General features: G+C 60.2%; 16 protein-coding genes and 1 pseudogene. 13 read left to right on the plus strand and 4 right to left on the minus strand.

Annotated elements, in window-relative coordinates:
* Positions 1 to 10: 10 nt before the first annotated feature.
* The 4 genes and pseudogenes from LOY56_RS02155 to aceE form a co-directional block, all read right to left on the minus strand.
* Positions 11 to 2,704, minus strand: coding sequence for a bifunctional diguanylate cyclase/phosphodiesterase (locus tag LOY56_RS02155; RefSeq protein ID WP_258619333.1), 2,694 nt, complete (start codon positions 2,702 to 2,704; stop codon positions 11 to 13).
* 223 nt (positions 2,705 to 2,927) lie between these two features.
* Positions 2,928 to 4,323 (minus strand): annotated as a pseudogene (locus LOY56_RS02160) (alkaline phosphatase D family protein).
* A gap of 280 nt (positions 4,324 to 4,603) precedes the next feature.
* Complete coding sequence (gene aceF, locus LOY56_RS02165; RefSeq protein ID WP_258619334.1) at positions 4,604 to 6,556, minus strand: dihydrolipoyllysine-residue acetyltransferase; 1,953 nt, start codon at positions 6,554 to 6,556, stop codon at positions 4,604 to 4,606.
* 11 nt (positions 6,557 to 6,567) lie between these two features.
* Positions 6,568 to 9,213: a pyruvate dehydrogenase (acetyl-transferring), homodimeric type gene (gene aceE / locus LOY56_RS02170; RefSeq protein WP_258619335.1), complete on the minus strand. Its 2,646-nt coding sequence runs from the start codon at positions 9,211 to 9,213 to the stop codon at positions 6,568 to 6,570.
* 208 nt (positions 9,214 to 9,421) lie between these two features.
* Here aceE and LOY56_RS02175 point away from each other — a divergent pair, with 208 nt between their 5' ends.
* From LOY56_RS02175 to LOY56_RS02235, 13 genes are all read left to right on the plus strand, one after another.
* Positions 9,422 to 9,601 carry a hypothetical protein gene (locus tag LOY56_RS02175; protein ID WP_258619336.1) on the plus strand — a complete coding sequence of 60 codons (180 nt, stop codon included), beginning with the start codon at positions 9,422 to 9,424 and terminating at the stop codon, positions 9,599 to 9,601.
* Entirely contained in the window at positions 9,598 to 12,537 is a 2,940-nt protein-coding gene (gene glnE, locus LOY56_RS02180) for a bifunctional [glutamate--ammonia ligase]-adenylyl-L-tyrosine phosphorylase/[glutamate--ammonia-ligase] adenylyltransferase (protein ID WP_258619337.1), read from the plus strand. Before LOY56_RS02175 ends, glnE begins: the two co-directional genes overlap by 4 nt.
* Before the next feature lie 213 nt (positions 12,538 to 12,750).
* Entirely contained in the window at positions 12,751 to 13,785 is a 1,035-nt protein-coding gene (waaF, locus tag LOY56_RS02185) for a lipopolysaccharide heptosyltransferase II (protein WP_258619338.1), read from the plus strand.
* Position 13,786: 1 nt separating this feature from the next.
* A complete protein-coding gene (gene waaC / locus LOY56_RS02190) occupies positions 13,787 to 14,848 on the plus strand; it encodes a lipopolysaccharide heptosyltransferase I (protein WP_258619339.1) in 1,062 nt (353 codons plus the stop codon).
* The gene (locus LOY56_RS02195; protein WP_258619340.1) at positions 14,848 to 15,969 is read left to right on the plus strand and encodes a glycosyltransferase family 4 protein; all 1,122 of its coding nucleotides are present in this window, start codon (positions 14,848 to 14,850) and stop codon (positions 15,967 to 15,969) included. Before waaC ends, LOY56_RS02195 begins: the two co-directional genes overlap by 1 nt.
* Entirely contained in the window at positions 15,969 to 16,775 is an 807-nt protein-coding gene (gene rfaP / locus LOY56_RS02200) for a lipopolysaccharide core heptose(I) kinase RfaP (protein WP_258619341.1), read from the plus strand. Before LOY56_RS02195 ends, rfaP begins: the two co-directional genes overlap by 1 nt.
* Positions 16,775 to 17,509 carry a lipopolysaccharide kinase InaA family protein gene (locus LOY56_RS02205; RefSeq protein ID WP_258619342.1) on the plus strand — a complete coding sequence of 245 codons (735 nt, stop codon included), beginning with the start codon at positions 16,775 to 16,777 and terminating at the stop codon, positions 17,507 to 17,509. The genes rfaP and LOY56_RS02205 overlap by 1 nt, the downstream gene beginning before the upstream one ends.
* Positions 17,506 to 18,258 carry a lipopolysaccharide kinase InaA family protein gene (locus tag LOY56_RS02210; protein ID WP_258619343.1) on the plus strand — a complete coding sequence of 251 codons (753 nt, stop codon included), beginning with the start codon at positions 17,506 to 17,508 and terminating at the stop codon, positions 18,256 to 18,258. Before LOY56_RS02205 ends, LOY56_RS02210 begins: the two co-directional genes overlap by 4 nt.
* Complete coding sequence (locus LOY56_RS02215) at positions 18,258 to 19,709, plus strand: lipopolysaccharide kinase InaA family protein (protein WP_258619344.1); 1,452 nt, start codon at positions 18,258 to 18,260, stop codon at positions 19,707 to 19,709. Before LOY56_RS02210 ends, LOY56_RS02215 begins: the two co-directional genes overlap by 1 nt.
* 316 nt (positions 19,710 to 20,025) lie before the next feature.
* Positions 20,026 to 21,783: a carbamoyltransferase gene (locus tag LOY56_RS02220; protein ID WP_258619345.1), complete on the plus strand. Its 1,758-nt coding sequence runs from the start codon at positions 20,026 to 20,028 to the stop codon at positions 21,781 to 21,783.
* Positions 21,767 to 22,897: a glycosyltransferase gene (locus tag LOY56_RS02225; protein WP_258619346.1), complete on the plus strand. Its 1,131-nt coding sequence runs from the start codon at positions 21,767 to 21,769 to the stop codon at positions 22,895 to 22,897. The genes LOY56_RS02220 and LOY56_RS02225 overlap by 17 nt, the downstream gene beginning before the upstream one ends.
* The gene (locus LOY56_RS02230; RefSeq protein ID WP_258619347.1) at positions 22,897 to 23,793 is read left to right on the plus strand and encodes an antimicrobial resistance protein Mig-14; all 897 of its coding nucleotides are present in this window, start codon (positions 22,897 to 22,899) and stop codon (positions 23,791 to 23,793) included. The genes LOY56_RS02225 and LOY56_RS02230 overlap by 1 nt, the downstream gene beginning before the upstream one ends.
* An 8-nt stretch (positions 23,794 to 23,801) precedes the next feature.
* Positions 23,802 to 25,235: a PIG-L deacetylase family protein gene (locus LOY56_RS02235; RefSeq protein ID WP_258619348.1), complete on the plus strand. Its 1,434-nt coding sequence runs from the start codon at positions 23,802 to 23,804 to the stop codon at positions 25,233 to 25,235.
* Positions 25,236 to 25,259: the final 24 nt, after the last annotated feature.

Here is a 25,259-nt window from a genome sequence, read left to right on the forward strand (position 1 = left end):
TGCGGCATGGTCAGGCGATTGGGCCACGCGGGTAACGTTTGAGCTTTTTGATCAGCTCTGCGCCGGGGATCGGCCGGTCGAACAGGTAGCCCTGGCCGACGTCGCAACGGTGGCGCCGCAGGAAAGCGAGCTGCTCGGCCGTCTCGATGCCTTCAGCCACGACTTTGAGTTTCAGGTTGTGGGCCATGGCAATCACGGCGGAGGTGATTTCCATGTCGTCCTGGTTGTCCGGGATTTCGTGGATGAAGCTTCGATCGATCTTGATGATGTCGATCGGGAATTTTTTCAAGTAACTGAGCGACGAGTAGCCGGTGCCGAAGTCGTCCATCGCCAGGGTCAGGCCCAGACGCTTGAGCTGATCGAGCTGCAAGTGGGTGTCTTCGGTGGCTTCCAGCAGCAGCCCCTCCGTTAACTCAAGCTCCAGCAGGTTCGCTGGCAGCTCTTCTTCCTTGAGGATGTTGGCGATGGACGCCACCAGGTCCGGGTCGGAGAACTGCTTGGGCGACAGGTTGATCGCCACCTGCAGGTTGCCGAGGCCGGCGGCGGTCAGTTCTTTGCTCATGCGGCAGGCCTGGCGGGCGATCCATTTGCCGATCGGGATGATCAGCCCGGTTTCTTCGGCGACGCTGATGAACTGATCCGGGCGGATCATGCCCTTTTCCGGATGGTTCCAGCGTAGCAATGCTTCCATCCCCAGCAGGCGACCGCTGCGCAGGCACAGCTTGGGCTGGTAGAACACATCCAGCTCGTTCTGGGTCAGGGCGCGGCGCAGGTTGTTCTCGACGAACAGTTTATAGCTGGCCTCGGCATTCAGTGCTTCGGTGAACACCTGAACTTGGTGTTTGCCGTTGGCCTTGGCCTTGTGCAGCGCCAGGCCGGCGTTGCGCATCAGCGTTTGTGGGTCGCGACCATGCAGCGGCGCGCAGGCCAAGCCCACGGAGCCGGTGACGCTGATCAACTGGTTATCGACGAACATCGGTTTGTCGAGGGTCGCCAACAATTGGTTGGCAATCTGTTGGCCAGTCGAGAGGTCAGTGTCGTCCAGCAGCACTGCGAATTCGTTGCTGGCGAAGCGCGCCAGACTGCCGCTCGGGCTCAGGCTGTTGCGCAAGCGTCGCGCCAGGCTGATCAGCAGTTTGTCGCCGGTCTGGTGGCCGAGGCTGTCGTTGATCCGTTTGAAGTTGTCGATGTCCACCAGCAACAGGCTGATCGGTGTATCGCTGTCTCGGGCGAAGCGTTCATCGAGGTTGCGGATGAACGCCGGACGGTTGCCGAGGTTGGTCAGGTTATCGGTGTAGGCCAGGCGTTCGATGCGCTGCTGCGCGAGCTTGGTCTGGGTGATGTCTTCGTAGATGCCGATGTAGTGGGTCAGTTCACGGTTGTCGCCGTAGACCTTGGAAATCGACAACTGGCCCCAGTAGGGTTCGAGGTTTTTGCGCCGGCTCTTGAACTCGCCCTGCCAACTGTTGCTCTTGTCCAGCGCCGACGGCGCGTCGAACAGCAGTTCGCTGAGGTTTTCCAGCGCCGGCAGTTCCGACAGCCGCTGGCCGTGGACTTCCTCGGTGGTGTACTGGGTGATTGCGGTGAAGCTTGGGTTGACGTATTCCACCACACCATCGCAATTGACCAGCAGAAAGGCGTTGGCGCTTTGTTCCACCGCACGCTGGAACAGGTGCAGGGCGCTGGTGGCGGTGCGGCGATTGTGGTTGTTGATGACTTGGGCGAACTGATCCGCCAGCTCGCCGGCAAAGGCGATTTCGTCCGATTGCCAAGCGCGCGTCACACCGATTTGCTCCAGGCAAAGTACGCCGACCACCTGGCCATCGATGCGGATGCTGGCGTCGAGCATGGCATTGACGTCGCGCGGTCGCAGGCTCGCGGCTATTTCCCGGGTGCGTGGGTCGCGTATGGCGTTGTGGGCGTCGATGGCGCGGCCGGTGTGCAAGGCGTCCAGATAATCGGGAAAACCACTGGCGTCGATCGGCTCCGGCAGTCGGTGACCACGGCTGACGCGGTGATAGGCCGAGATTGGCGTCAGTAGCGAGCCGTCGAGGTTCCACAGGCTGGCGCAGTCGACTTCGTAGATGTCGCAGGCGCTGCGGGTGATCAGCTCGGCGGCTTCTTGCAGGGAATTGTTGGTGCTGTAGCGCTGGCGGGTCAGCAGCAGGATCAGATCTTGCTGGGCGCGTACCCGATCCAGATGCTGCAGTTGTTCCTGTTGGGCGCGTTGATTGAGCTCCAGCGCTATTTGCAGGCGTGAGTTCTGGGTTTCCAGGTCAAGTACCGGCAGCAGCGGTTCGCCGTCGAACAGACCGTCCACCACCATCAGGTAGCCGCGCAGCAAGTGTCGATTGTGTTGTTTGTAAGCCTCGCCCAGTTCCAGCAGGCTCAGCACGCCTGCGGCGGTGTGCAAGGTATAGCGGATCAGGTAATGCGGGCTTTCGGTGAGTTGTTGCTGGATCGCGTCGTGCAGTTGATAGCGCGCCTCGGGCTCCATCAGGCTGGCGTAGGGCGAGCCGACCAGAGCACAGAGTTCCACCGCCGGCAGGCCAAACTGGCGTTCACAATTGGGATCCAGAAACAGCAGCGCCCAGCTCGGTTCATTCAGCCGTTCGAAACGCAGCATGCCGAGCCGCGAGGGCACAGGCAATTGCGTCACTACCTCGGCCACCATACGGCTGGCGGCATCGGGTTGGCTCTTCATATGGAGGGAAACTCGCTTCGAATATGCTGATCGCGCCGGGCTCTCGCCCTCTTTACTGTTGCCTGCGGCAAGGTTGCATCATTGCAACACCGACTGACAAGAGAATGAAGGCCAAGTGCTATAAGAATATGTCGGCCGGCGTGAAGAATTCTCCAGCGAGGGGGCCGAAAGTAATCAAAAGATCGCAGCCTTCGGTAGCTCCAAGGCTGCGATCTTTTCGGGATCAACGCAATTTGATGCTTACCGACTGCAATGGCTTGCCATCCCGATCGTGGTAATTGACGCGAACCCGTTCAGCATCGACGACCAGATGCGCGAAATTATCCTGGCTGATCACTTCACTGGTCAGCTCATGCCGATAATCTCCGGCGGCTGTTCGGGCCAACGCTTGGTCGAGAATGAACGTGGATGCCTTGGCGTACGGCAGCAGTTTGCTGTTGCACAGGGGTGAAGACACGATGGTATGAACCTCGAAGTCTGGATTCTCGCTGTGGGTCAGGCGACTGGTCAGCGAGCCGTGGACATCGCCGGAAATGAAGAAGACGTTCTTGATGCCGTACGTACGAATCGTCTCCAGCAGCCGTAGCCGTTGTTCCGGGAAGGCTTTCCAGGCGTCATCGCCGTTAAGTTTTCGGTCGGGATAGAACATGACGCTGGTGATCACGAATTTGACCCGGGCCGGGCTGTTGATCAGCCATTTGAGCAGCGCCTGTTCCTGCTCTTCGTCGAGGATGCGCCGGTCACGGGTCGACAGATTGCGTCGGGTTCGGCTGTCGGTGATAAACCATTCGATATCGCCCTCGGCGAATGAATACCAATACCGTTCGAGTTGTTTGCTTACTTGTCCATTGGCAAGCAGTTCATGTGCGGGACTGTGGCTCGCTTGATATAACTCATACGCCGCCATGGCGTTTTTGTATAAGTAAGCATCAGCCTTGTTTTTATTGGCGGGCCAGTTGTCTTCAATTTCATGGTCGTCGAGGATCATATAAGTCGGCACGCCGGACATTAACTTTGAGATATGAGGCTGCGAAAAGGCCGTGCGGTATTTGCTGAGGATGTCCTTGTATTCCCGGTCGGGGGCCACGAGGTTCAGGTCATCGACATAGATCTGATCGCCGGTCATCAGCATGGCGCTGATGGGGGGGCTCGGCGTGTTCGGCCAGGCTTGTGATCGAGGCAAAGATCCTGTCGCCCAAATGCGGGGCCGACGCAATGCCGGCGGTCATGCGCAGGTAACGACATGAACCGATCACATAGGCCCGTGGCTGGGTGGCTTTACTGGACTGCGTGCGAAAGCGATAGATCTCGCGCGGCCATTGCAGCGGCAGCTCCTGAACCGACTCAATGGTATGCACCGGGTTCATGGGGCTGAACCAGCCGGCCTGGTATTCATAGTCGGTGTCGGTGGCTAGATTGTTGAGTGCAATCACATCGGACATGTCACGCACGTTTGACAACTTTGCAAACAGGCCTTTGGACCAGTCTGCCTCGCCCGTGCGTCGATAACGGATGCCGGCAAATACCAAGGCGTCATTCTGTGGTTCACCGCGCAAGAAAATACGGGCATGGTTAGTTGTGGTAAGGCCAATAATCGGGCCGACAGTCGGTTTGAACATATTCGAATCCATTCGAAGTAATGCTAACTAAGCAGATTAAGTAGTTGAAGTTTTCATTGGAAAGCTTCGCCACTAAGCCTAGTTATTGACGCGCTAAAAATATCAGGCGGAAGTGGACTTGAGTTGTAGGCGGCGTAAGCCATTGATGTAGGAATAAAGTGTGGAGAGGATTCTTCAGGTCAAAAAAAGCCCCGCCAAATTGGCGGGGTTGAGGTACGAGCGTGGCGCTCGGAAAACATGGAACGCGACTGGCCCTCCGGTCAAGGAGGGCCGGCCGGTGTTACAGCAGGATGGTGCGGATGTCCGCCAGCAGGTCGCTCAGACGCTTGGTGAAGCGTGCAGCAGCGGCGCCGTTGATCACACGGTGATCGTAGGACAGCGACAGCGGCAGCATCAGTTTCGGCTGGAAGGCTTTGCCGTCCCAGACTGGCTGAATGGTTGCCTTGGATACACCGAGGATCGCCACTTCCGGCGCGTTGACGATCGGCGTGAAGCCGGTGCCGCCAATGTGGCCGAGGCTGGAAATGGTGAAGCAGGCGCCTTGCATGTCGTCAGCGGTGAGCTTTTTGTCGCGGGCTTTGGCGGCCAGCGCAGCGGCTTCGGCTGCCAGTTGCAACAGGCTCTTCTGGTCGACGTTCTTGATGACCGGTACCAGCAGGCCTTCAGGGGTGTCGACGGCGAAGCCGATATTCACGTACTTCTTGCGGATGATTGCCTTGCCGCTTGGCGCCAGCGAACTGTTGAAGTCCGGCAGTTCCTTGAGCAGGTGCGCGCACGACTTGAGCAGCAGCGGCAGGATGGTCAGCTTGACGCCAGCCTTCTCTGCAACGGCTTTCTGAGCGTTGCGGAACGCTTCCAGGTCGGTGATATCAGCCGAATCGAACTGAGTCACGTGCGGAATGTTCAGCCAGCTGCGGTGCAGGCTCGACGCGCCGATTTGCATCAGGCGGGTCATCGGCACTTCTTCGGTTTCACCGAAGCGGCTGAAGTCCACGACCGGAATCGGCGGGATACCCGCGCCGCCGGTAGCGCCAGCGGCTGGTGCTTCCTTGGCCTTCTGCATCATGGCTTTGACGTAAACCTGCACGTCTTCTTTCAGCACACGACCGTGCGGGCCGCTAGGGCTGACCGCGCTCAGCTCGACGCCGAATTCGCGGGCCAACTGACGTACCGCGGGGCCGGCGTGAACCTTGGCGCCAGGCTTGGCGGGAGCAGCGGCCGGGGCAGCTGCAGGTGCGGCCGCTGCCTGAGCAGCAGGTGCTGCGGCAGGAGCGCTCGGAGCAGCAGCGGCTGGTGCCGCAGCCGCAGCAGGTGCCGCGCCTTTGACTTTCAGCTTCAGGATCAGGTCGCCAGTACCGACTTCGTCATCCAGCTTGATGGCAATGCTTTCCACCACGCCAGCGGCAGGCGATGGAATTTCCATGCTCGCCTTGTCGGATTCCAGAGTGATCAGCGACTGGTCGGCGGTGACGGTGTCGCCTGCCTTGACCAGCACTTCGATGATCTTGGCTTTGCCCGACGAACCGATGTCCGGGACGTGAATGTCCTGAACGCTGTCGGCCACCGGTGCAGCTGGAGCGGCTGCCGGAGCAGGCGCAGCAGCCGGCGCTGGAGCAGCAGCCTGGGCCGGAGCGGCAGCAACAGGCGCAGCAGCACCCGCCACTTCCAGATCCAGAATCAGATCGCCAGTGCCGACTTCGTCGTTGAGCTTGACGCTGATGGCCTTGACCACGCCAGCGGCAGGCGATGGAATTTCCATGCTGGCCTTGTCGGATTCCAGGGTGATCAGCGACTGATCAGCCTCGACGGTATCGCCGACCTTGACCTGGATCTCGATGATCTGGGCCTTGCCCGACGAACCGATGTCCGGCACGTGCACTTGCTGAACGCTGGCAGCAGCAGGCGCGGCAGCTGGAGCAGCCGGCGCTTTCGCGGCAGCCGGTGCAGCTTCAGCCTTGGCAGCCGACGCAGCGGCAGCTGCAGGGGCTGGCGCAGCAGCACCTTCGACTTCCAGCTCCAGCAGTTCGTCGCCTTCTTTCAGGCGGTCGCCCAGCTTCACTTTCAGGCTCTTGACGATACCGGTCTTCGGCGCAGGCACTTCCATGCTCGCCTTGTCCGACTCAAGGGTCAGGATGCTCTGATCGGCTTCGATACGGTCGCCGACCTTTACAAACAGTTCAATTACTTCACCTTCACCGCTGCCGATGTCAGGTACGTGAATGAGTTCGCTCACAGAATGTCTCCTCAGCAGTCCAGTGGGTTGCGTTTTTCCGGGTTGATGCCGAACTTGGCGATGGCTTCGGCCACCACTTTAGGTTCGATGTCACCACGGTCAGCCAAAGCTTCCAGGGCTGCCAACACCACGAAATGACGATCGACTTCGAAGAAGTGACGCAGCTTCTTGCGGCTGTCACTGCGGCCGAAACCATCGGTGCCCAGGACTTTGAATTCCTTGGACGGGACCCACTGACGAATTTGCTCAGCGAACAGCTTCATGTAGTCGGTAGACGCGATGACCGGACCTTTACGGCCGTTCAGGCACTCTTCGACGTAGCTCAGTTTAGGCTTCTGGCCTGGGTGCAGACGGTTGGTGCGCTCGACGGCCAGGCCATCGCGACGCAGTTCGTTGAAGCTGGTAACGCTCCACACGTCAGCGCCGACGTTGAACTCTTCACGCAGGATCTTCGCCGCTTCACGGACTTCACGCAGGATGGTGCCGGAGCCCATCAGCTGAACGTGGTGCGCCGCTTCGCGGGTGTCTTCCTCGAGCAGGTACATGCCCTTGATGATGCCTTCTTCGGCACCGGCCGGCATGGCTGGTTGCTGGTAGGACTCGTTCATCACGGTGATGTAGTAGAAAACGTCCTGCTGCTCTTCGGTCATCTTCTTCATGCCGTCCTGAATGATCACCGCCAGCTCGTAGCCGTAGGTTGGATCAAAGGTGCGGCAGTTCGGGATGGTGGCAGCCAGGATGTGGCTGTGACCGTCTTCGTGTTGCAGGCCTTCGCCGTTCAACGTGGTCCGGCCGGCGGTGCCGCCGATCAGGAAGCCACGGGTGCGGCTGTCGCCAGCGGCCCAGGCCAGGTCGCCGATGCGCTGGAAGCCGAACATCGAGTAGAAGATGTAGAACGGCAGCATTGGCTGGTTGTGGCTGGAGTACGAAGTACCGGCAGCAATGAAGGAGCTCATGGCGCCCGCTTCGTTGATGCCTTCTTCGAGGATCTGGCCCTTCTTGTCTTCTTTGTAGAACATCACCTGGTCTTTATCGACTGGCTCGTAGAGCTGGCCGACGGACGAGTAGATGCCCAGCTGACGGAACATGCCTTCCATACCGAAGGTACGGGCTTCGTCCGGGATGATCGGAACGATGCGTGGGCCGATGTCCTTGTCCTTGACCAGTTGCGCGAGGATCCGCACGAAGGCCATGGTGGTAGAGATTTCACGGTCGCCCGAGCCGTCCAGGATTGCCTTGAGGGTATCCAGCGGTGGTGTCGGGATGTCGAAGCTTTTGGCACGGCGCTGTGGCACGAAACCGCCCAGTGCAGTGCGGCGCTCGCTCAGGTAACGAGCTTCAGCACTGTTTGGTTCCGGCTTGAAGAACGGCAGGTTTTCCAGCTCTTCGTCTTTGACCGGAATGTCGAAACGATCACGGAACAACTTCAGGCTGTCGACATCGACTTTCTTGGTGTTGTGCGCAGTGTTTTTCGCTTCGCCGGCACCGGTGCCATAACCTTTGATGGTCTTGGCCAGGATAACGGTCGGTTGTTCTTTGTGGTTGACCGCTTCGTGGTACGCCGCGTAGACCTTGTACGGGTCGTGGCCGCCACGGTTGAGTTTCCAGATTTCGTCGTCGGACAGGTCTGCAACCATCGCCTTGAGTTCAGGCGTGTTGAAGAAGTGTTCACGCACGAACGCGCCGTCTTTGGCTTTGTAGTTCTGGTACTCGCCGTCGATGACTTCGTCCATGCGACGTTGCAGGATGCCGTCGACGTCCTTGGCCAGCAGTGGGTCCCAGAAACGGCCCCAGATGACTTTGGTCACGTTCCACTGAGCACCGCGGAACACGCCTTCGAGTTCCTGGATAATCTTGCCGTTGCCGCGAACCGGGCCATCAAGGCGCTGCAGGTTGCAGTTAATGACGAAGATCAGGTTGTCGAGCTTCTCGCGGCCAGCCAGGGAGATGGCACCCAGGGATTCCGGCTCGTCGCACTCGCCGTCGCCCAGGAAACACCAGACTTTTTGCTTGCCTTGCGGGATGAAACCACGGGCTTCCAGGTACTTCATGAAGCGTGCCTGGTAGATCGCCTGGATCGGGCCCAGCCCCATGGATACGGTCGGGAACTGCCAGAAGTCAGGCATCAGCCAAGGGTGCGGATAGGACGACAGGCCCTGACCGTCCACTTCCTGGCGGAAGTTGTTCATCTGGTCTTCGGTGATGCGGCCTTCCATGAATGCGCGGGCGTAAACGCCTGGCGAGGTGTGGCCCTGGAAGTAGATCAGGTCGCCGCCGTGCTCGTCGGTCGGGGCCTGGAAGAAGTAGTTGAAGCCGATGTCATACAGGGTCGCACTGGAAGCGAAGCTGGAGATGTGACCGCCGAGGTCAGAATCTCTCAGGTTCGTACGCATTACCATGGCCATCGCGTTCCAGCGAACCAACGAGCGAATGCGGCGTTCCATGAACAGGTCGCCAGGCATGCGTGCTTCGTGGGTAACGGGAATCGTGTTGCGGTAAGGCGTGGTGATGGCGTAAGGGAGCTGCGAACCGCTGCGGGTTGCGAGTTCGCCCATACGGGTCATCAGATAATGAGCACGGTCTTCGCCTTCTTTGTCGAGAACCGATTCCAGGGCGTCCAGCCATTCCTGGGTTTCGACGGGATCGAGGTCTTGCATGGCTTGCTCCAGGGCGGAAAGGCTTCCAGAATCGGTTGCCTGAGTTTGCGACTGGCCTTGTGGGCAGACGATATAAATTCTTGGATTGCCGAGAGGTATGTTCCGGCGGCGTGTAGTTTTACTACAAATCATCGGGCATTTCAGCCTTTTGAATGTATAGACGAGTAGTAAAACTACAGATGATTGGCGTGTGGCCTCCGGGTGCGTTGTGAGAATAATCGTTAAGGTTGGTCTTTTGCCAACCAAAAAAGGTGAAGGCTTGATGATTGCTGCCAAAAATAAACAAATTACAGCTATTTCTAACCTTTGTTTGACAGTCAATCGCGTAGTGTCTTTTCAAAAAACACTACATGCAGCCTTTCGCACGCCGATCAAGGATAAACCATGAGCCTGCCTTCGCTTACCGAACTGCCCGACGGGCTTGTGCCATTGGTCTCTCGTGCCGAGCAGTCGTTCCGTACGGCCGTCTCGGTTTTTCCCGACGATCATGGCCTGTCTGCCTGGACGCCTGAGCGCTGGGCACAATTTGCCCACGTCACCGCAGCCAGCGACTTTGTGATTGAACAGAGTCTGCGTGACCCTTTGATGTTGCTGGAACTGGTGCGCTGCGGCGAACTGGACCGCGCGTTTGCGCCGGGCGAGTTGTGCGCACAGATTGCCACGGCGGTGAACGCAGCCGAAACCGACGACCAGCTTGGCCGCGCCCTGCGTCGTCAGCGCGCGCGCCAGCAAGTGCGGATCATCTGGCGCGATCTGACCCGCCAGGCTGATCTGGTCCAGACCTGTCGCGACCTCTCGGACATGGCCGACGCCAGCATCGATCAGGCCTGCCAGTGGTTGTATCTGCGCCATTGCCAACAGTTCGGCACGCCCACCGGGCGGCGCAGTGGCGAACCGCAACAAATGGTCATCCTCGGCATGGGCAAGCTCGGCGCGGTAGAGCTGAATCTATCGTCGGACATTGACCTGATCTTCGCCTACCCCGAAGGCGGCGACACCGTCGGCGTGAAGCGCTCGCTGGATAATCAGGAGTTTTTCATTCGTCTGGGGCAGCGGCTGATCAAGGCCCTGGACCCGATGACCGTCGATGGTTTCGTGTTTCGCGTCGACATGCGCTTGCGGCCTTACGGTTCGTCCGGCGCTCTGGTGCTGAGCTTCAATGCGCTGGAGCAGTATTACCAGGATCAGGGCCGCGACTGGGAACGCTACGCGATGATCAAGGCGCGCGTGGTGGCCGGCGATCAAGTGGCCGGCGCCCAATTGCTCGACATGCTGCGGCCGTTCGTTTACCGGCGTTACCTGGACTTCTCGGCCATCGAAGCGCTGCGCACCATGAAGCAGCTGATCCAGCAGGAAGTCCGGCGCAAGGGCATGGCGGACAACATCAAGCTGGGTTCCGGCGGCATTCGTGAAGTCGAATTTATCGCCCAGGCTTTCCAGCTGATTCACGGTGGTCGCGACCTGAGCTTGCAGCAGCGTCCTCTATTAAGAGTACTGAGCACCCTCGAAGGTCAGGGTTACCTGCCGGCAGTGGTGGTCAGCGAATTGCGTGAAGCCTACGAATTTCTGCGTTACACCGAACACGCGATCCAGGCGATTGCCGACCGCCAGACCCAGATGCTCCCGGATGGCGAACAGGATCAGGCGCGCATTGCCTTTATGCTCGGGTTTGCCAATTGGACGGCGTTCCACGAACAGCTGATGTACTGGCGAGGCCGGGTGGCCTGGCACTTTGCTCAGGTGATCGCCGATCCCGATGAAGAGGCTGGCGCCGAGAGCGAAGTCACGGTCGGCGGGGAATGGCTGCCGCTGTGGGAAGAGGCCCAGGACGAGGAGGCCGCCTGCCGTCAGCTGGAAGAAGGCGGTTTCGCCGACGCTTCCAGGGCGCTGAAAGCCTTGGCCAGTCTGCGTGGCAGTCCACAATTGCGTGCCATGCAGCGCCTGGGGCGGGAACGCCTCGATGCTTTTATTCCGCGCTTGCTGGCTCAGGCTGTGGAGCACGCCAATCCCGATCTGGTGCTGGAGCGGGTGTTGCCGCTGGTGGAAGCCGTGGCGCGTCGTTCCGCTTATCTCGTTTTATTGACCGAGAACCCCGGGGCTCTGCGCCGCTTGCTGACGCTGTGCGCCGCGAGCCCGTGGATTGCCGAACAGATCACGCGTTTCCCGTTGTTGCTCGACGAACTGCTCAACGAAGGCCGATTGTTCAAACCACCGCTGGCGCCGGAACTGGCGGCCGAGTTGCGCGAGCGTTTGACGCGGATTCCCGAAGACGACCTCGAACAACAAATGGAAGCCCTGCGGCATTTCAAACTGGCGCACCGCTTGCGCGTCGCCGCCTCGGAAATCGCCGGCAGCCTGCCCTTGATGAAGGTCAGCGATTACCTGACCTGGCTCGCCGAAGCGATCCTCGAACAAGTTCTGGCCCTGGCCTGGCGCCAGACGGTGGCCAAGTACGGTACGCCGCTGCGCACCGACGGCAGCGTGTGCGACCCTGGTTTCATCATTGTCGGTTACGGGAAAGTCGGTGGTCTGGAATTGGGGCACAGTTCGGACCTGGATCTGGTGTTCATCCACGACGGCGATCCGCAGGCGGAAACCGACGGGCCGAAGCCTATCGACGGCGCACAGTTTTTTACCCGGCTCGGGCAGCGCATCATTCATTTGCTGACGGCGCAGACCAACTCCGGCCAGTTGTATGAAGTGGACATGCGTCTGCGGCCTTCCGGTGCGTCCGGTCTGCTGGTGAGTTCTTTGGGGGCGTTTGCCCGGTATCAGGAAAACGAAGCCTGGACCTGGGAGCATCAGGCGTTGGTACGGGCGCGGGTGCTGGTCGGCAGTCAGGATGTTGGTCAGGCGTTCGAGAAAGTTCGCGCGGCGGTATTGGCCAAGTCACGGGACCTGGCGACCTTGCGCCAGGAGGTCAGCGAGATGCGCGCCAAGATGCGCGATAATCTCGGCAGCAAGAGCACTGCGGCGGGCACGGCGGCAAATGCCTTCGAGGCCACGGCGCCGTTCGATCTCAAGCAGGACGCCGGAGGTATCGTCGATATTGAATTTATGGTGCAATACGCGGCTCTGGCATGGTCGCAAGCGCATCCGTCATTGCTGCGCTATACCGACAATATCCGCATTCTGGAAGGGTTGGAGGAGGTCGGGCTGATGCCTGCCGAAGACGCCAGCCTGTTGCGTGAAGCCTATAAGGCCTATCGCTCAGCCGCTCACCGGGAGGCCTTGCAGAAGGACGCCGGGGTGATACCAGGCGACCAGTTCGTGGATGAACGACGGCAGGTCATGCGAATCTGGCGCGAGCTGGGGTTAAGCTGAACAGCAACGAGATTCAAATGTGGGAGCGAGCCTTTGTGGCGAGGGAGCAAGCTCCCTCGCCACGGAGGCTTATGCTGATTGACATGAATGTGTATTAAATTGATCCGACGAGCCCCAATCGGCTCGTCCAAATGACCTGACGGTTCACCCCGAAGGTGCTGGATTCTCGAGGCGGGGAGGCGTATGCCTCCCCGGCTCGTTTTTGGAAACCACATGAAAATTCTGATCGTTGGGCCCAGTTGGGTCGGTGACATGGTGATGGCGCAGACACTTTTTCAGTGTCTCAAGCAGCGCCACCCGCAATGCGAAATCGACGTGCTGGCCCCCGAGTGGAGCCGGCCGATCCTCGAGCGTATGCCCGAAGTGCGCCAGGCCTTGAGCTTCCCGCTCGGCCACGGCGTGCTGGAGCTGGCGACGCGTCGGCGCATCGGTAAATCCCTGGCCGGTCAGTATGATCAGGCCATCCTGCTGCCCAATTCCCTGAAATCGGCACTGGTACCGTTTTTTGCCGGTATCCCGAAACGCACCGGCTGGCGCGGCGAGTTCCGCTACGGCCTGCTCAATGACGTGCGCACGCTCGACAAAGAACGTTATCCGCTGATGATCGAGCGTTTCATGGCTCTGGCTTTCGAGCCCGGCGTCGAGCTGCCGATGCCCTATCCACGGCCGAGCCTGCAGATCGACCCGGTGACCCGCGATGGCGCGCTGGCCAAGTTCGGTCTGGCCCTCGACCGTCCGGTGTTGGCGCTATGCCCCGGCGCCGAGTTCGGCGAGTCCAAGCGCTGGCCGTCCGAGCACTACGCCAAGGTCGCCGAAGCGAAGATCCGTGAAGGCTGGCAGGTCTGGCTGTTTGGCTCGAAAAACGATCACGCGGTGGGCGAAGACATTCGCGCGCGGCTGATTCCCGGTCTGCGCGAAGAGTCGGTGAACCTCAGTGGCGGCACGTCCCTGGCCGAGGCCATCGATCTGCTGTCCTGCGCCGATGCCGTGGTCTCCAATGACTCCGGCTTGATGCACGTGGCCGCCGCGCTGAACCGCCCTCTGGTGGCGGTGTACGGCTCGACATCGCCGGGCTTCACGCCACCGCTGGCCGAGCATGTCGAGATTGTGCGCCTGGGCATCGAATGCAGTCCGTGCTTCGATCGAACCTGCCGTTTCGGTCATTACAATTGCTTGCGCCAGCTGATGCCGAAAGCGGTGAACGAAGCCTTGCAGCGGTTGCTGGGCACTGTGGTCGAGGTCAAGTAGTTTGCGGGTATTGTTGATCAAGACTTCTTCGCTGGGCGACGTGATTCATGCGTTGCCCGCGTTGACCGACGCGGCGCGGGCGATCCCCGGCATCACGTTCGACTGGGTGGTGGAAGAAGGCTTCGCCGAAATTCCGACCTGGCACCCGGCCGTGGGCAAGGTGATTCCGGTGGCGATCCGTCGCTGGCGCAAGAACATCTGGCAGACCATCAAGAGTGGCGAGTGGAAGCGCTTCAAGCAAAGCGTGCGCGCGACAAAATATGACTTGGTGATCGATGCGCAAGGCCTGCTGAAAAGCGCGTTGCTGACTCGCTATGCCAAAGCCCCGGTGGCCGGGCTGGACAAAAACTCGGCCCGCGAACCGATCGCCGCGCGCTTCTATTCCCGACGTCTGGCCGTGGCCCGTGGGCAGCACGCGGTAGAGCGAGTGCGTCAGCTGTTCGCGGTCGCCCTGGGTTACGACCTGCCTAAAGGGCTGGGCGACTACGGCCTGAATGTCGAGCGACTGGTGGAGTTGCCGCGCAAGAATCCGTACGTGGTGTTTCTTCATGGCACCACTTGGGACACCAAGCATTGGCCCGAAGCCTATTGGCGCGAGCTGGCCGAGCGGGTGGGTTATCTTGGCGTGGCGGTAAAACTGCCGTGGGGTAATCCGGTCGAAAAGGCCCGCGCCGAGCGCATCGCCAAAGACATGCGACATGTCGAAGTGCTGCCCAAGCTGAACCTGGCGGGTGTCGGCAAAGTCCTGGCCGGGGCGCAAGCCTGCGTGGCGGTGGACACCGGTCTCGGTCACCTCGCTGCGGCGCTGGACGTGCCGACTCTTTCGCTGTTCGGCCCGACCAACCCGGGCCTGACCGGCGCGTACGGCAAGTCACAGATTCACATGGCCAGCGACTTCTCCTGCGCGCCGTGCCTGCAAAAGAAATGCACCTATCAACCGACGGCCGAGGATGCCCGTCGGTTCGACCTGAAACGCGAGTGGCCCCTGTGCTTCACGCGTCTGAATCCCGAGCGTGTCGCGAGCCGACTGAGCACGTTGTTACTGGCTGAGGAGCTGCGCTGATGCAATTGGCATTTGTCCTGTACAAGTATTTTCCGTTCGGTGGCTTACAGCGTGACTTCATGCGCATCGCCCTGGAGTGTCAGCAGCGCGGCCATCAGATTCGTGTCTACACACTGATCTGGGAAGGCGATGTTCCGCCGGGTTTCGAAGTGCTGGTGGCACCGGTCAAGGCGTTCTTCAATCATCGGCGCAACGAGAAACTCACTGAATGGATGGAGGCCGATCTGGCCAAGCGCCCGGTGGATCGCTTGATCGGTTTCAACAAAATGCCGGGCCTGGACGTTTACTACGCCGCCGACGGCTGCTTCGAAGACAAGGCGCAAAACCTGCGCAACTCGCTGTACCGTCGTTGGGGCCGCTACCGGCACTTCGCCGAGTACGAGCGCGCGGTGTTCGCCAAGGATGCCAAGACCGAAGTGCTGATGATTTCCGAAGTCCAGCAGCCGCTGTTCATCAAGCATTACGACACGCCGCTTGCGCGCTTCCATTTACTGCCGCCGGGTATCTCTCAGGACCGTCGCGCGCCGGCCAATGCCGCCGAGATCCGTGCTGGATTTCGTCGCGAATTCAACCTGAAAGATGATGAACTGCTGCTGGTGCAAATCGGCTCCGGGTTCAAGACCAAAGGCGTGGACCGCAGCCTCAAGGCGCTGGCCGCCTTGCCCGCCGACCTGAAAAAACGCACTCGGCTGTTTGTAATTGGCCAGGACGACCCCAAAGTATTCCAGTTGCAGAGCGCCACATTGGGGCTCGGCGACAACGTGCAGTTCCTCAAGGGCCGCAGCGATATCCCGCGTTTCCTGCTCGGTGCCGATCTGTTGATCCACCCGGCGTACAACGAAAACACCGGGACGGTGCTGCTTGAAGCCGTGGTGGCCGGTTTGCCGGTGCTGGTGAGCGCGGTGTGCGGCTATGCCCATTACATCGCCGAGGCCGACGCCGGTCTGGTGCTGGGCGAACCCTTCGATCAGACGCAATTGACGCAGTGCCTGACCGGCATGTTGAACGATGCAAATGCACGGGCGGCCTGGAGCCGCAACGGTCTGGCTTTCGCCGAGACGGCCGACCTCTACAGCATGCCGCAGCACGCGGCCGATGTGATTCTGGCGGAGCACGCTTAATGAAGTTGATGCTGGCTGAACCGTTCAAGAGCCTCTGGGCCGGACGCGATCCGTTCGCCGAAGTCGAGGGCCTCAAGGGCGAGGTGTACCGCGAGCTTGAAGCGCGCCGGACACTGCGTACTGAAGTGGACGGTCACGGGTTCTTCGTGAAAATCCACCGTGGCATCGGCTGGGGCGAGATTTTCAAGAACCTGCTGACCGCCAAGCTGCCGGTGCTCGGCGCGGGTCAGGAGTGGAAGGCCATTCAACGTCTGCAAGAAGTCGGCGTGCCAACCATGACCGCCGTCGCTTACGGCGAAAAGGGCAGCAACCCGGCGGACCAGCATTCGTTCATCATCACTGAAGAACTGGCGCCCACCGTCAGCCTCGAAGATTTCAGCATCGACTGGATCAAGCAGCCGCCGGAGCCAAAACTCAAGCGCGCCTTGATCGCCGAAGTCGCGCGTATGACTGGCATGATGCACCGCGCCGGTGTCAACCATCGCGACTGCTACATCTGCCACTTCCTGCTGCACACCGACAAACCGGTGACAGCCGACGACTTCAAGCTGTCGGTGATCGATCTGCACCGTGCTCAGACCCGTCCGACGATTACCCAACGCTGGCGCAACAAGGACCTGGCGGCGCTGTATTTTTCGGCGCTCGACATTGGCCTGACCCGTCGCGACAAATTGCGTTTCCTCAAGGGGTACTTCCAACAGCCCCTGCGCCAGATTCTGGCTGAAGAAGCGGGACTGTTGGCATGGCTCGAAGGCAAGGCCAACAAGCTCTACGAGCGTAAACAGCGATACGGGGATGCGCTCTGATGTCGGGTTGGACACTGGAACCTGCTTACAGCGATCTGGCGGAAGACTTCGGCAGTCTTGACGCGGTGTTCGCGCTCGAGGGCGAGCGACTGACCCGCGATCCACTGTCCGAGGTCATTCGCGTCCAGCGCAATGGCGTCAACTATTACGTCAAACGCTACGTCGGCGCCGGCAAAGGACTGCGCCGTTACCTGGGCAAGCCCCGGGTGAAAGCCGAGTGGCAGAACCTCAAGCGTTTCGCCAAGTGGGGCATTCCCACCGCCGAAGTAGTGGCCTGGGGGCTGGAACGGCGCGGCGCGACATACAGCCGTGGGGCGATGATCACGCGCGAACTGCCGCGAACCGAAGACTTATCAGCCCTGGCTGATCGGCATGATCCAAAACTGGCGGACCGGGCCTGGGTCGACAACATCAGTCGACAGCTGGCGGGCTATACCCGGACCATGCACGACCATCGTTTCACCCATAACGATTTGAAGTGGCGCAACCTGCTGATCGACGATGAAGCGCGGCTGTTTCTGATCGACTGCCCCAATGGTGATTTCTGGCGCGGCTTCTGGCTCAAGTACCGGATCACCAAGGACCTGGCTTGTCTGGACAAAGTGGCCAAATATCACCTGTCGTCCACTCAGCGCCTGCGCTTCTATCTGCAATACCGCCAATGTACCCGGCTCGATGCCGCCGACAAGAAACGGATCCGGCACGTGGTGAGATTTTTCGAGGGGCGCGAATGACTGATTTTCTGGCTGCTGAAGACCGTGCGCTGCTCGAGCGTCATGGCCTCGGCACCTTCGACGCGCTCTGGGCCAAACAGCTCGACGCGGTGGATGAACCCAACACTGGTCGGGGTGGGTGGAGCAGTGTGTTTCGGCTGGATCTGGAAGGGCATGGTTATTACCTCAAACGCCAAAGCAACTACCTGACGCGCACATGGCATTCGCCCTTTGGCGAGCCGAGTTTTGCCCGGGAGTTTCGCAACATCAGTCATTATCGCAAGCTGGGTATTCCGGCGCTGCAGGCGGCGTTTTTCGGTAAGCGCAACGTTGACGGTGAAGTCCGGGCGATTCTGCTGACTCGCGCACTGGATGGTTGGGAGGACCTGGATTCGTTGTTGCAACGCTGGTCGGAGCTGAGCGCGGCGCAACACTCGGCAATTCTGAAAGCCTGCGGGCAACTGGCGCGTCGCCTGCACGGTGTGCGTCAAGTCCACGGTTGCTTCTATCCCAAGCACATTTTTCTTCAGGCCACGGGTGACGGTTATCAGGCTCAGTTGATCGATCTGGAAAAAACCCGGCCATTGCTGTTCGGTCAACGTGATCGGATCAAAGACCTGGAGCCGTTGCTGCGTCGAGCGCCCGAATGGAGCGAAAGTCAGCTGCGCGAGTTGCTGGCGGTTTATCTGGGTCAGCCATTGAACAGTTCGCTGGTCGGCGGTTGGGTATCGCGCCTGAGTGCGCGGCGCAGTCACAAGGAGACGCGTTGATGCGTTTGTCCGAACTGAAAAACGCCGGCCGTGCCCCGAGCCTGCCGCTGAACATCCCACTGGCCGATGCCGCGGGGCCTGCGCAGTTGCAATTGCTGAGCCTGCTGCGGGTATTGCCGGGGCAGCGTTATGTGGGCGCCGGCGTCTGGCGCGGCCGGCCGGTGTTGGCCAAGTTGCTGGTCGGCGGTAAAGCGGCGCGGCATTTCCAGCGTGAGCTGGACGGCGTGCGTTTGCTCGCCGCTCAGGGGCTGACCACGCCGTTGCTATTGGCTGATGGTCTGAAGAGCGGCGAGGGCGGCTGGCTGCTGTTCGATTTCCTTGAAGGTGCCAAGAGTCTGGGAGATGCCTGGAAACAGATCGAACACTTGCCCGTGTTCGCGGATGAACAATCCACGGTGCTGGCCGAGGCGTTGGGTGCGATTGGGCAATTGCACAGCAAGGGCCTGTGGCAGGAAGACCTGCACCTGGACAACCTGTTGCGCCATGGCGGTCAGTTGTATTTGATCGATGGCGCCGGGATCTGTGCCGAGACGGCTGGCAAGCCACTGTCGCAGCAGAAAGTCCTGGAAAACCTCGGTGTGTTTTTTGCCCAGTTGCCCAAATCGCTGGAACCCTTCACTGAAGAATTGCTGGTGTATTACCTGCTGGAGAACGGCGAGCATGCCTTGCCCATGGAAGCGTTGCAGAAGCAGATCGACAAGGTCCGTCGCTGGCGTTTGAAGGATTTCCTGATCAAGGTCGGTCGCGAATGCACGCTGTTCAGCGTCCAGCGCGGCGCGTTCGGCTTGCGGGCGATTCGCCGTGAAGAAGAGGCTGCAATGCTGCCGGTGCTGGAACAGGCCGATGCCTTGCTCGGTCAGGGCCACCTGTACAAAACCGGCGGCGCGGCGAGCGTCGGCAAGGTCGAGGTGGCTGGACGCACGCTGGTGGTCAAGCGCTACAACATCAAAGGTTTTGCCCATTGGCTCAAACGTTTCTGGCGCCCGAGCCGTGCCTGGCACTCATGGCGTGAAGGCAATCGGCTGGCGTTCCTGGGCATCGCCACACCCAAGCCATTGGCGTTGCTGGAGAAGCGTTTTCTCTGGCTGCGCAGCCGGGCGTACCTGGTGACCGAATATTTGCCGGGGCCGGACATCATCGAGCGATTTGCGCCGTACGTGGAAAGCGGCGAAGCGCCGCAAGCCGAGTTGCAGGCTTTGGATCACCTGTTCGCCGAGCTGATTGGAGAGCGGATCAGCCATGGCGATTTCAAGGGCCATAATCTGTTCTGGCAGCAGGATCGCTGGGCGCTGATCGATCTGGACTCGATGCGTCAGCATGGCTCGATCGGCAGCTTCGCCCCGGCGTATGCGCGGGATCGGGCGCGGTTTATGCGCAATTGGCCCGAGAGCAGTGCGTTGTATCGGGTGATTGATCAGCGTTTGCCCAAGGATGTTTCTGGCGCTGCCTGAATCCCATCTCGAGCAGGCTCGCTCCCACAGTAGTTCTCGGTCGTACACAAAAACGTATGCGACGCAGATCCAGTGTGGGGAGATTCTATGTTGCAGGGCAACCCTGCAACTTCAGGCTGGCTGGTATTCGCTCTGATTTTTCATCAGGGCGAACGCTTGGCTCGACCCCATCTTCACGGCGTGGATAAGGGCAGGGTCATTCCCGCCATGTTTACGCTATAATCCCGCCCTTTAGCTGTCTCTCGCCCCTTGCGAGGGCACATTAATTTTTTGAGGCGCGTTGCGCCTGCATGCAGACTAAAGAGGCTAGACCCCTGTGGCATTGACGATTCTTGGCCTGTCCGGCGCCCTTAGCCATGATCCTTCCGCAGCCCTGTATATCGACGGCAAGCTGGTCGCGGCGGCAGAGGAAGAGCGCTTCGTGCGCGATAAACATGCAAAGAACCGCATGCCTTACGAATCGGCGAAGTTCTGCCTCGAGCAGGCGGGCATCAAGCCGTCCGACGTTGACGTGGTGGCGATTCCGTTCGCGCCGATCAGCCTGTTCGGCAAGGCTCGCTGGCACTACGCCAAGCGTTACTGGTACGCCCCGGACCGCGCCCTCGACGCGATCCTGATGGGTAACCGTCGTTACAAGCGCTATCGCAACAAGATTGTCTGGTGCCTCGAGCAACTGGGCTTCGATCCGAAGAAAATCAAGATCGAGCCGGTCGAACACCACCTGGCCCACGCCTCCAGTGCCTACCACTGTTCCGGTTTCAAAGAGAAAACCGCGATCCTGGGGATCGACGGCAAGGGCGAGTACGCCACGACCTTCTTCGGCTACGGCGAAAACGGCAAGATCCATAAGATCAAGGAATTCTTCGATCCGGATTCCCTCGGCGGCCTGTACGGCGCGATCACCGAGTTCCTCGGTTTCGAGATGCTGGACGGTGAGTTCAAGGTCATGGGCATGGCGCCGTACGGCGACGCCAGCAAATACGATTTCTCGCGTCTGGCCTCGTTCGAGAACGGCGAACTGGTGATCAACACCGACTACGCCAACGTCATCGGCCTGCGTCGTTACAAAGAGAAGGGCAAAGGTTTCTACTTCTCGCCGAAGCTGATCGAGTGGCTGGGGCCCAAGCGCGAAGGTGACATCGCCGACGAGCCGTACATCCACTACGCCGCAAGCATGCAAGCGCTGTTCGAGAAACTGGCGCTGCAGATGATCGACCATTACCTGGGCGATGTGCTCAAGGAAACCGGCAAACTGGCCTTCGCCGGTGGCTGTGCGTTGAACGTCAAGCTGAACCAGAAAATCATTGCCCGCGACGACGTCAAGGAGCTGTTCGTGCAGCCCGCGTCCGGTGATGCCGGTACCGCGGTCGGCGCTGCGGCTTACGTGTCCCACGCCCGTGGCGTACCGGTCGAGAAGATGGAACACGTCTACCTCGGCCCGTCCTACAGCAACGAAGACGTGCTCGCGGCCTGTGCCCGTCACCCGAGCAAGCCGACCTGGCGCAAACTCGACAACATGCCGGAAAAAATCGCCAAAATCATGGTCGACGGCAACCCGGTGGCCTGGTTCCAGGGCCGCATGGAATTCGGTCCGCGCGCCTTGGGCGGTCGTTCGATCATCGGTTGCCCGAGCGCGACCGGCGTGGCTGACCGCATCAACCACCAGATCAAGTTCCGCGAGCGCTGGAGGCCTTTCTGCCCGTCGATGCTCGACACCGTTGCACCGCAGATGATCAAGATCGATCACCCGGCGCCGTTCATGACCTTTACCTTTGAAGTGGCTGAAGAGTGGAAAACCCGCGTGCCGGAAGTTGTCCATGAAGACGGCACATCCCGGGCCCAGGTGCTCAAGCGCGAATACAACCCGCGCTACTACGACATGATGAAGGAACTGGAAGTACTGACCGGCAACGGCGTGTCGCTGAACACCTCGCTCAACCGTCGCGGCGAGCCGATGATCTGCTCGCCGACCGATGCCTTGAATATGTTCTTCGGTTCCGACCTGCAGTACCTGATCATGGAAGACATTCTGGTGGTCAAAGAAGGCGCGGACGCTTATGACACGCTCGGCTGAACGCCATGTGCTGCAGTTCTGTCACGGCTATGACGGGCCGTTTCTGGACTGCGCCCGGCAGTACGCCAGCCTGTTCGCGGGGACCGGTTATCGGGTAACCACGGTGTTTCTGACCGGGGCTGCCGATGCCGAAGTCGCCGCGAGCTGTGCGTCTGACGAAGTGCTGTTCATGGAGTACAGCTCCAAGGCTATTCGTGGCCTGAAGCTGGGCGCCATCGGCGATCTGCGCAAGATCGCCGCCTCGCGCAATTTCAGTTTCTGCATTGCTCACCGCTTCAAACCCATCTACATCGCCTTGCTCGGCACTTCGTTGCCGGTCATTGGCGTGCATCACGCGTTTGGTGATTACCAGCGCGGCACCCGCAAACTGTTCGCGCATATTTTCCGCAAGCGCCTGAGCCTGCTCGGGGTCTCTAATGCGGTGCGTGACGACATGCGCCGTTGCTTGCCGAAATGGCCGGTCGCGCGGATTCAGACGCTCTATAACCGCATCGATGTGCAGGCGTTGCAGACCAGTCAGGTATCGGTTCGCGAGGCCCGGGAAACCCTCGGTCTGTCGATGGATGCCTGGATTGTCGGCAACGTCGGGCGCCTGCATCCGGACAAGGATCAGGCCACGTTGCTGCACGGTTTTGCCACGGCATTGCCGGGTTTACCAGCCAACAGTCAGTTAGTGATCCTGGGTAGCGGTCGGCTGGAGCAGGACCTCAAGGCCCTGTCGCGCGAACTGGGTATCGGCGATCGCGTGCTGTTTCTTGGCCAGGTGCCCGAGGCGCGTCGCTACTTCCGCGCCTTCGATGTGTTTGCCTTGAGTTCTGATCATGAACCGTTCGGCATGGTGTTGCTGGAGGCCATGGCCGCCGGTGTACCGTTGCTCGCCACCGCGTGCGGTGGGGCCCGGGAAGTGGTCGAAGGCGTGGGCATTCTGTTTCCGCTGGGCGATGCCGAGCACTTGGCTCAAGGGCTGCAGTATCTGGCCGCGATGGACGAACAACAACGTCGCCAGTGTGCCGAGCTGATGTTCGACCGCTTGCGTGAACGCTTCTCCGATCGCGCGGTGCGCGATGCTTTCTGGCATTTGCCGCACGTCACCGAACTGGAACCGAGGGGCTGATGCTCAACCGATTTCAAGGCTGGCGCGAACGGGGCTGGGCGCCGGTCGACGCCTCGACTTATGCACAGGCCTGGCAACGTTTTGGCGGCAGCGTCGCGACTCATCCACTGGTGATCGAACGTCTGGCGCAGTTGGCTGACATTCCGGTGCGCTATTTGGCCTGGGAACAGAACGGCGAAGTGAAAGCGGCCATCCCGACCTGGGGGCGCGACCTGGCACTGTCCAAGGATGTGCTCAAACGCAGTGGTAAAAAGGGCCTGTTCGACCTCGGTAATGCTGAACTGATTCTGCCGGCCGCGCCTGATGCCCAGGCACCGCTGCGCCATCGCGGGCGTTACCTGTCGGCGCTGAGTGAAGGCCGTTTCACCGGCATCAAGTTGCAGGCCGAACAACTGGCGCTGGCCCGCACGCCTGAAGAGCTGTCGAAGAAGTTTCGCTACAACCAGCGCCGCGAATTGCGTTTGCTGGAAGAGGCCGGTGGTGTGGCGCGGCCGGTTGCCGAGTTTTCCAGCAGCGAACTGGCGGCGATCTATTGCGACCTGTTCCAGCGCCGTTGGGGTTTCCCGGCCACCGGTGCCGCCCGCATGGGCGAAGTGATCGAGCTGTTGCGCGAATTGCTGATCGGCTCGGTGATTTTCCTCAACGACGCTCCGATTGCGACTCAACTGGTCTACCGTGTCGAGGCGCCGGAGTGGATCAGCGTCGAATACGTCAATGGGGGGGTCGATCCCGAGACCCGCGAGTTCAGTCCTGGCAGCGTGCTGAGTTTCCTCAATACCCAAAGCGCCTGGGAACACGCCCGCGCATTGGATAAGCCTCTGCGGTTTTCCTTTGGTCGGACCGACCGTGAGTACAAGGATCGCTGGTGCAATTCTGTGCCGGTCTTCACCGTATGAGCCAACCCATGAGCCGCAAACAGCAACTGCTCAAGCGCCATCGGCGCAACAAACGCATAGGCCTGCTGATTGCGTTGATGCTGTTGATCGCTATTGGCGTGCTGGTGGCCTGGTGGCTGCCGCTGGTGCTTGCGGTGCTGGGCTGGGTTGCCCATGAGGCGTGGTTCGCCGATCACCTTTTCTATTCGCCTAAAGACGATTACCAATACAGCTTCCCGCCGTACACGGCGCAGCCAAAAATTCACCTGGACGGTGAGCGACTACGGCTGGACGAGGGCGTCATGCTGGTCGATGACGCCACGCTGGTATTGGCGCTGCGGGTGAAAAGTACTTGGCTGGGGCGCTTTATCGATCCGGTGGTCGAATTGACGGGTGGCGACAATCCCGACCGGCAAACGTTCGAGCGCGGTGTCGACGGCCTGCGTTATCTCAATCTCAGTGGTCAGGCACAGGCGCTGTCGCGCGGTGATTTGCATCTGCGCGGGCGTTTCTGCCGATTGCGTGGCGAGCCAGTGCTTTGGGCGTTCGAACAGCCGGACTACCGTCGTCAGCGTGTGATGGTGATTGCGCCACACGCCGACGACGCCGAATTGGCCGCCTACGGTTTGTACAGTCAGGCCGACGAAGTCTGGATCGTTACCCTGACCGCGGGCGAGATCGAAGCCGAACACTATCAACAGTTAGGCTTGAACAAGGTTGAAGCGACGCGCCTCAAAGGTCGCTTGCGGGCCTGGGACAGTATCGCTGTGCCGCGCTGGGCCGGGGTGCCCGAGGCACATTGCGTGCAGTTGGGGTATTTTTGTCTGCAACTGGCAGCGATGCAGGACGCTCCAGCCACGCCGGTGGGTTCGCGCGAAGCGGATTTGAGTGACACCCGCTTGTTCCGTCAGTTGAATCCATTTGTTCTGCCGGGCGACATCGACGGTGCGCCGACCTGGAATAATTTGCTGGCCGATCTGCGTGAGTTGCTGCTGCGAGCCCGTCCCGAAGTCATCGTGCTGCCGCACCCGACCTTCGACCCCCATCCTGATCACATCTGTGCTCAGGCAGCGGTTCTCGAAGCGTTAAGAGGGTTGGAATGGCAACCGACCACCGTGCTGGGCTACGCCAATCATCTGCACGACAATGACCGTTGGCCAATGGGTGATGCCGGTCATGGCATCGCCTTGCCGCCAGCATTCGATGCAGCCGCGCCGATGCAGCCGTGCTGCCTGCCAATTCCCCCGGCGCTGCAGCATGATAAGGCGATGGCGTTGGCCATGATGCACGATCTGCAACCGCCGCCTCCGTTCAAGCGACGCCTGCGGCGGTTATTGCAATGGGGTTTGGCCGGTAGAGTGCCGTCCGTCTATGGACAGAACGATTTTTTTCGCAAGGCGGTCAGACGCCATGAATTGTTCTGGGTTCTGAAGCATGATGAAACATCTGTGAGGCAGAAATGAAGCTCCCAGCGTCCTAGCATGGTC

This window comes from Pseudomonas sp. B21-048 (genome assembly GCF_024748615.1).
In the GTDB taxonomy this organism is placed as follows: Bacteria; Pseudomonadota; Gammaproteobacteria; order Pseudomonadales; family Pseudomonadaceae; genus Aquipseudomonas.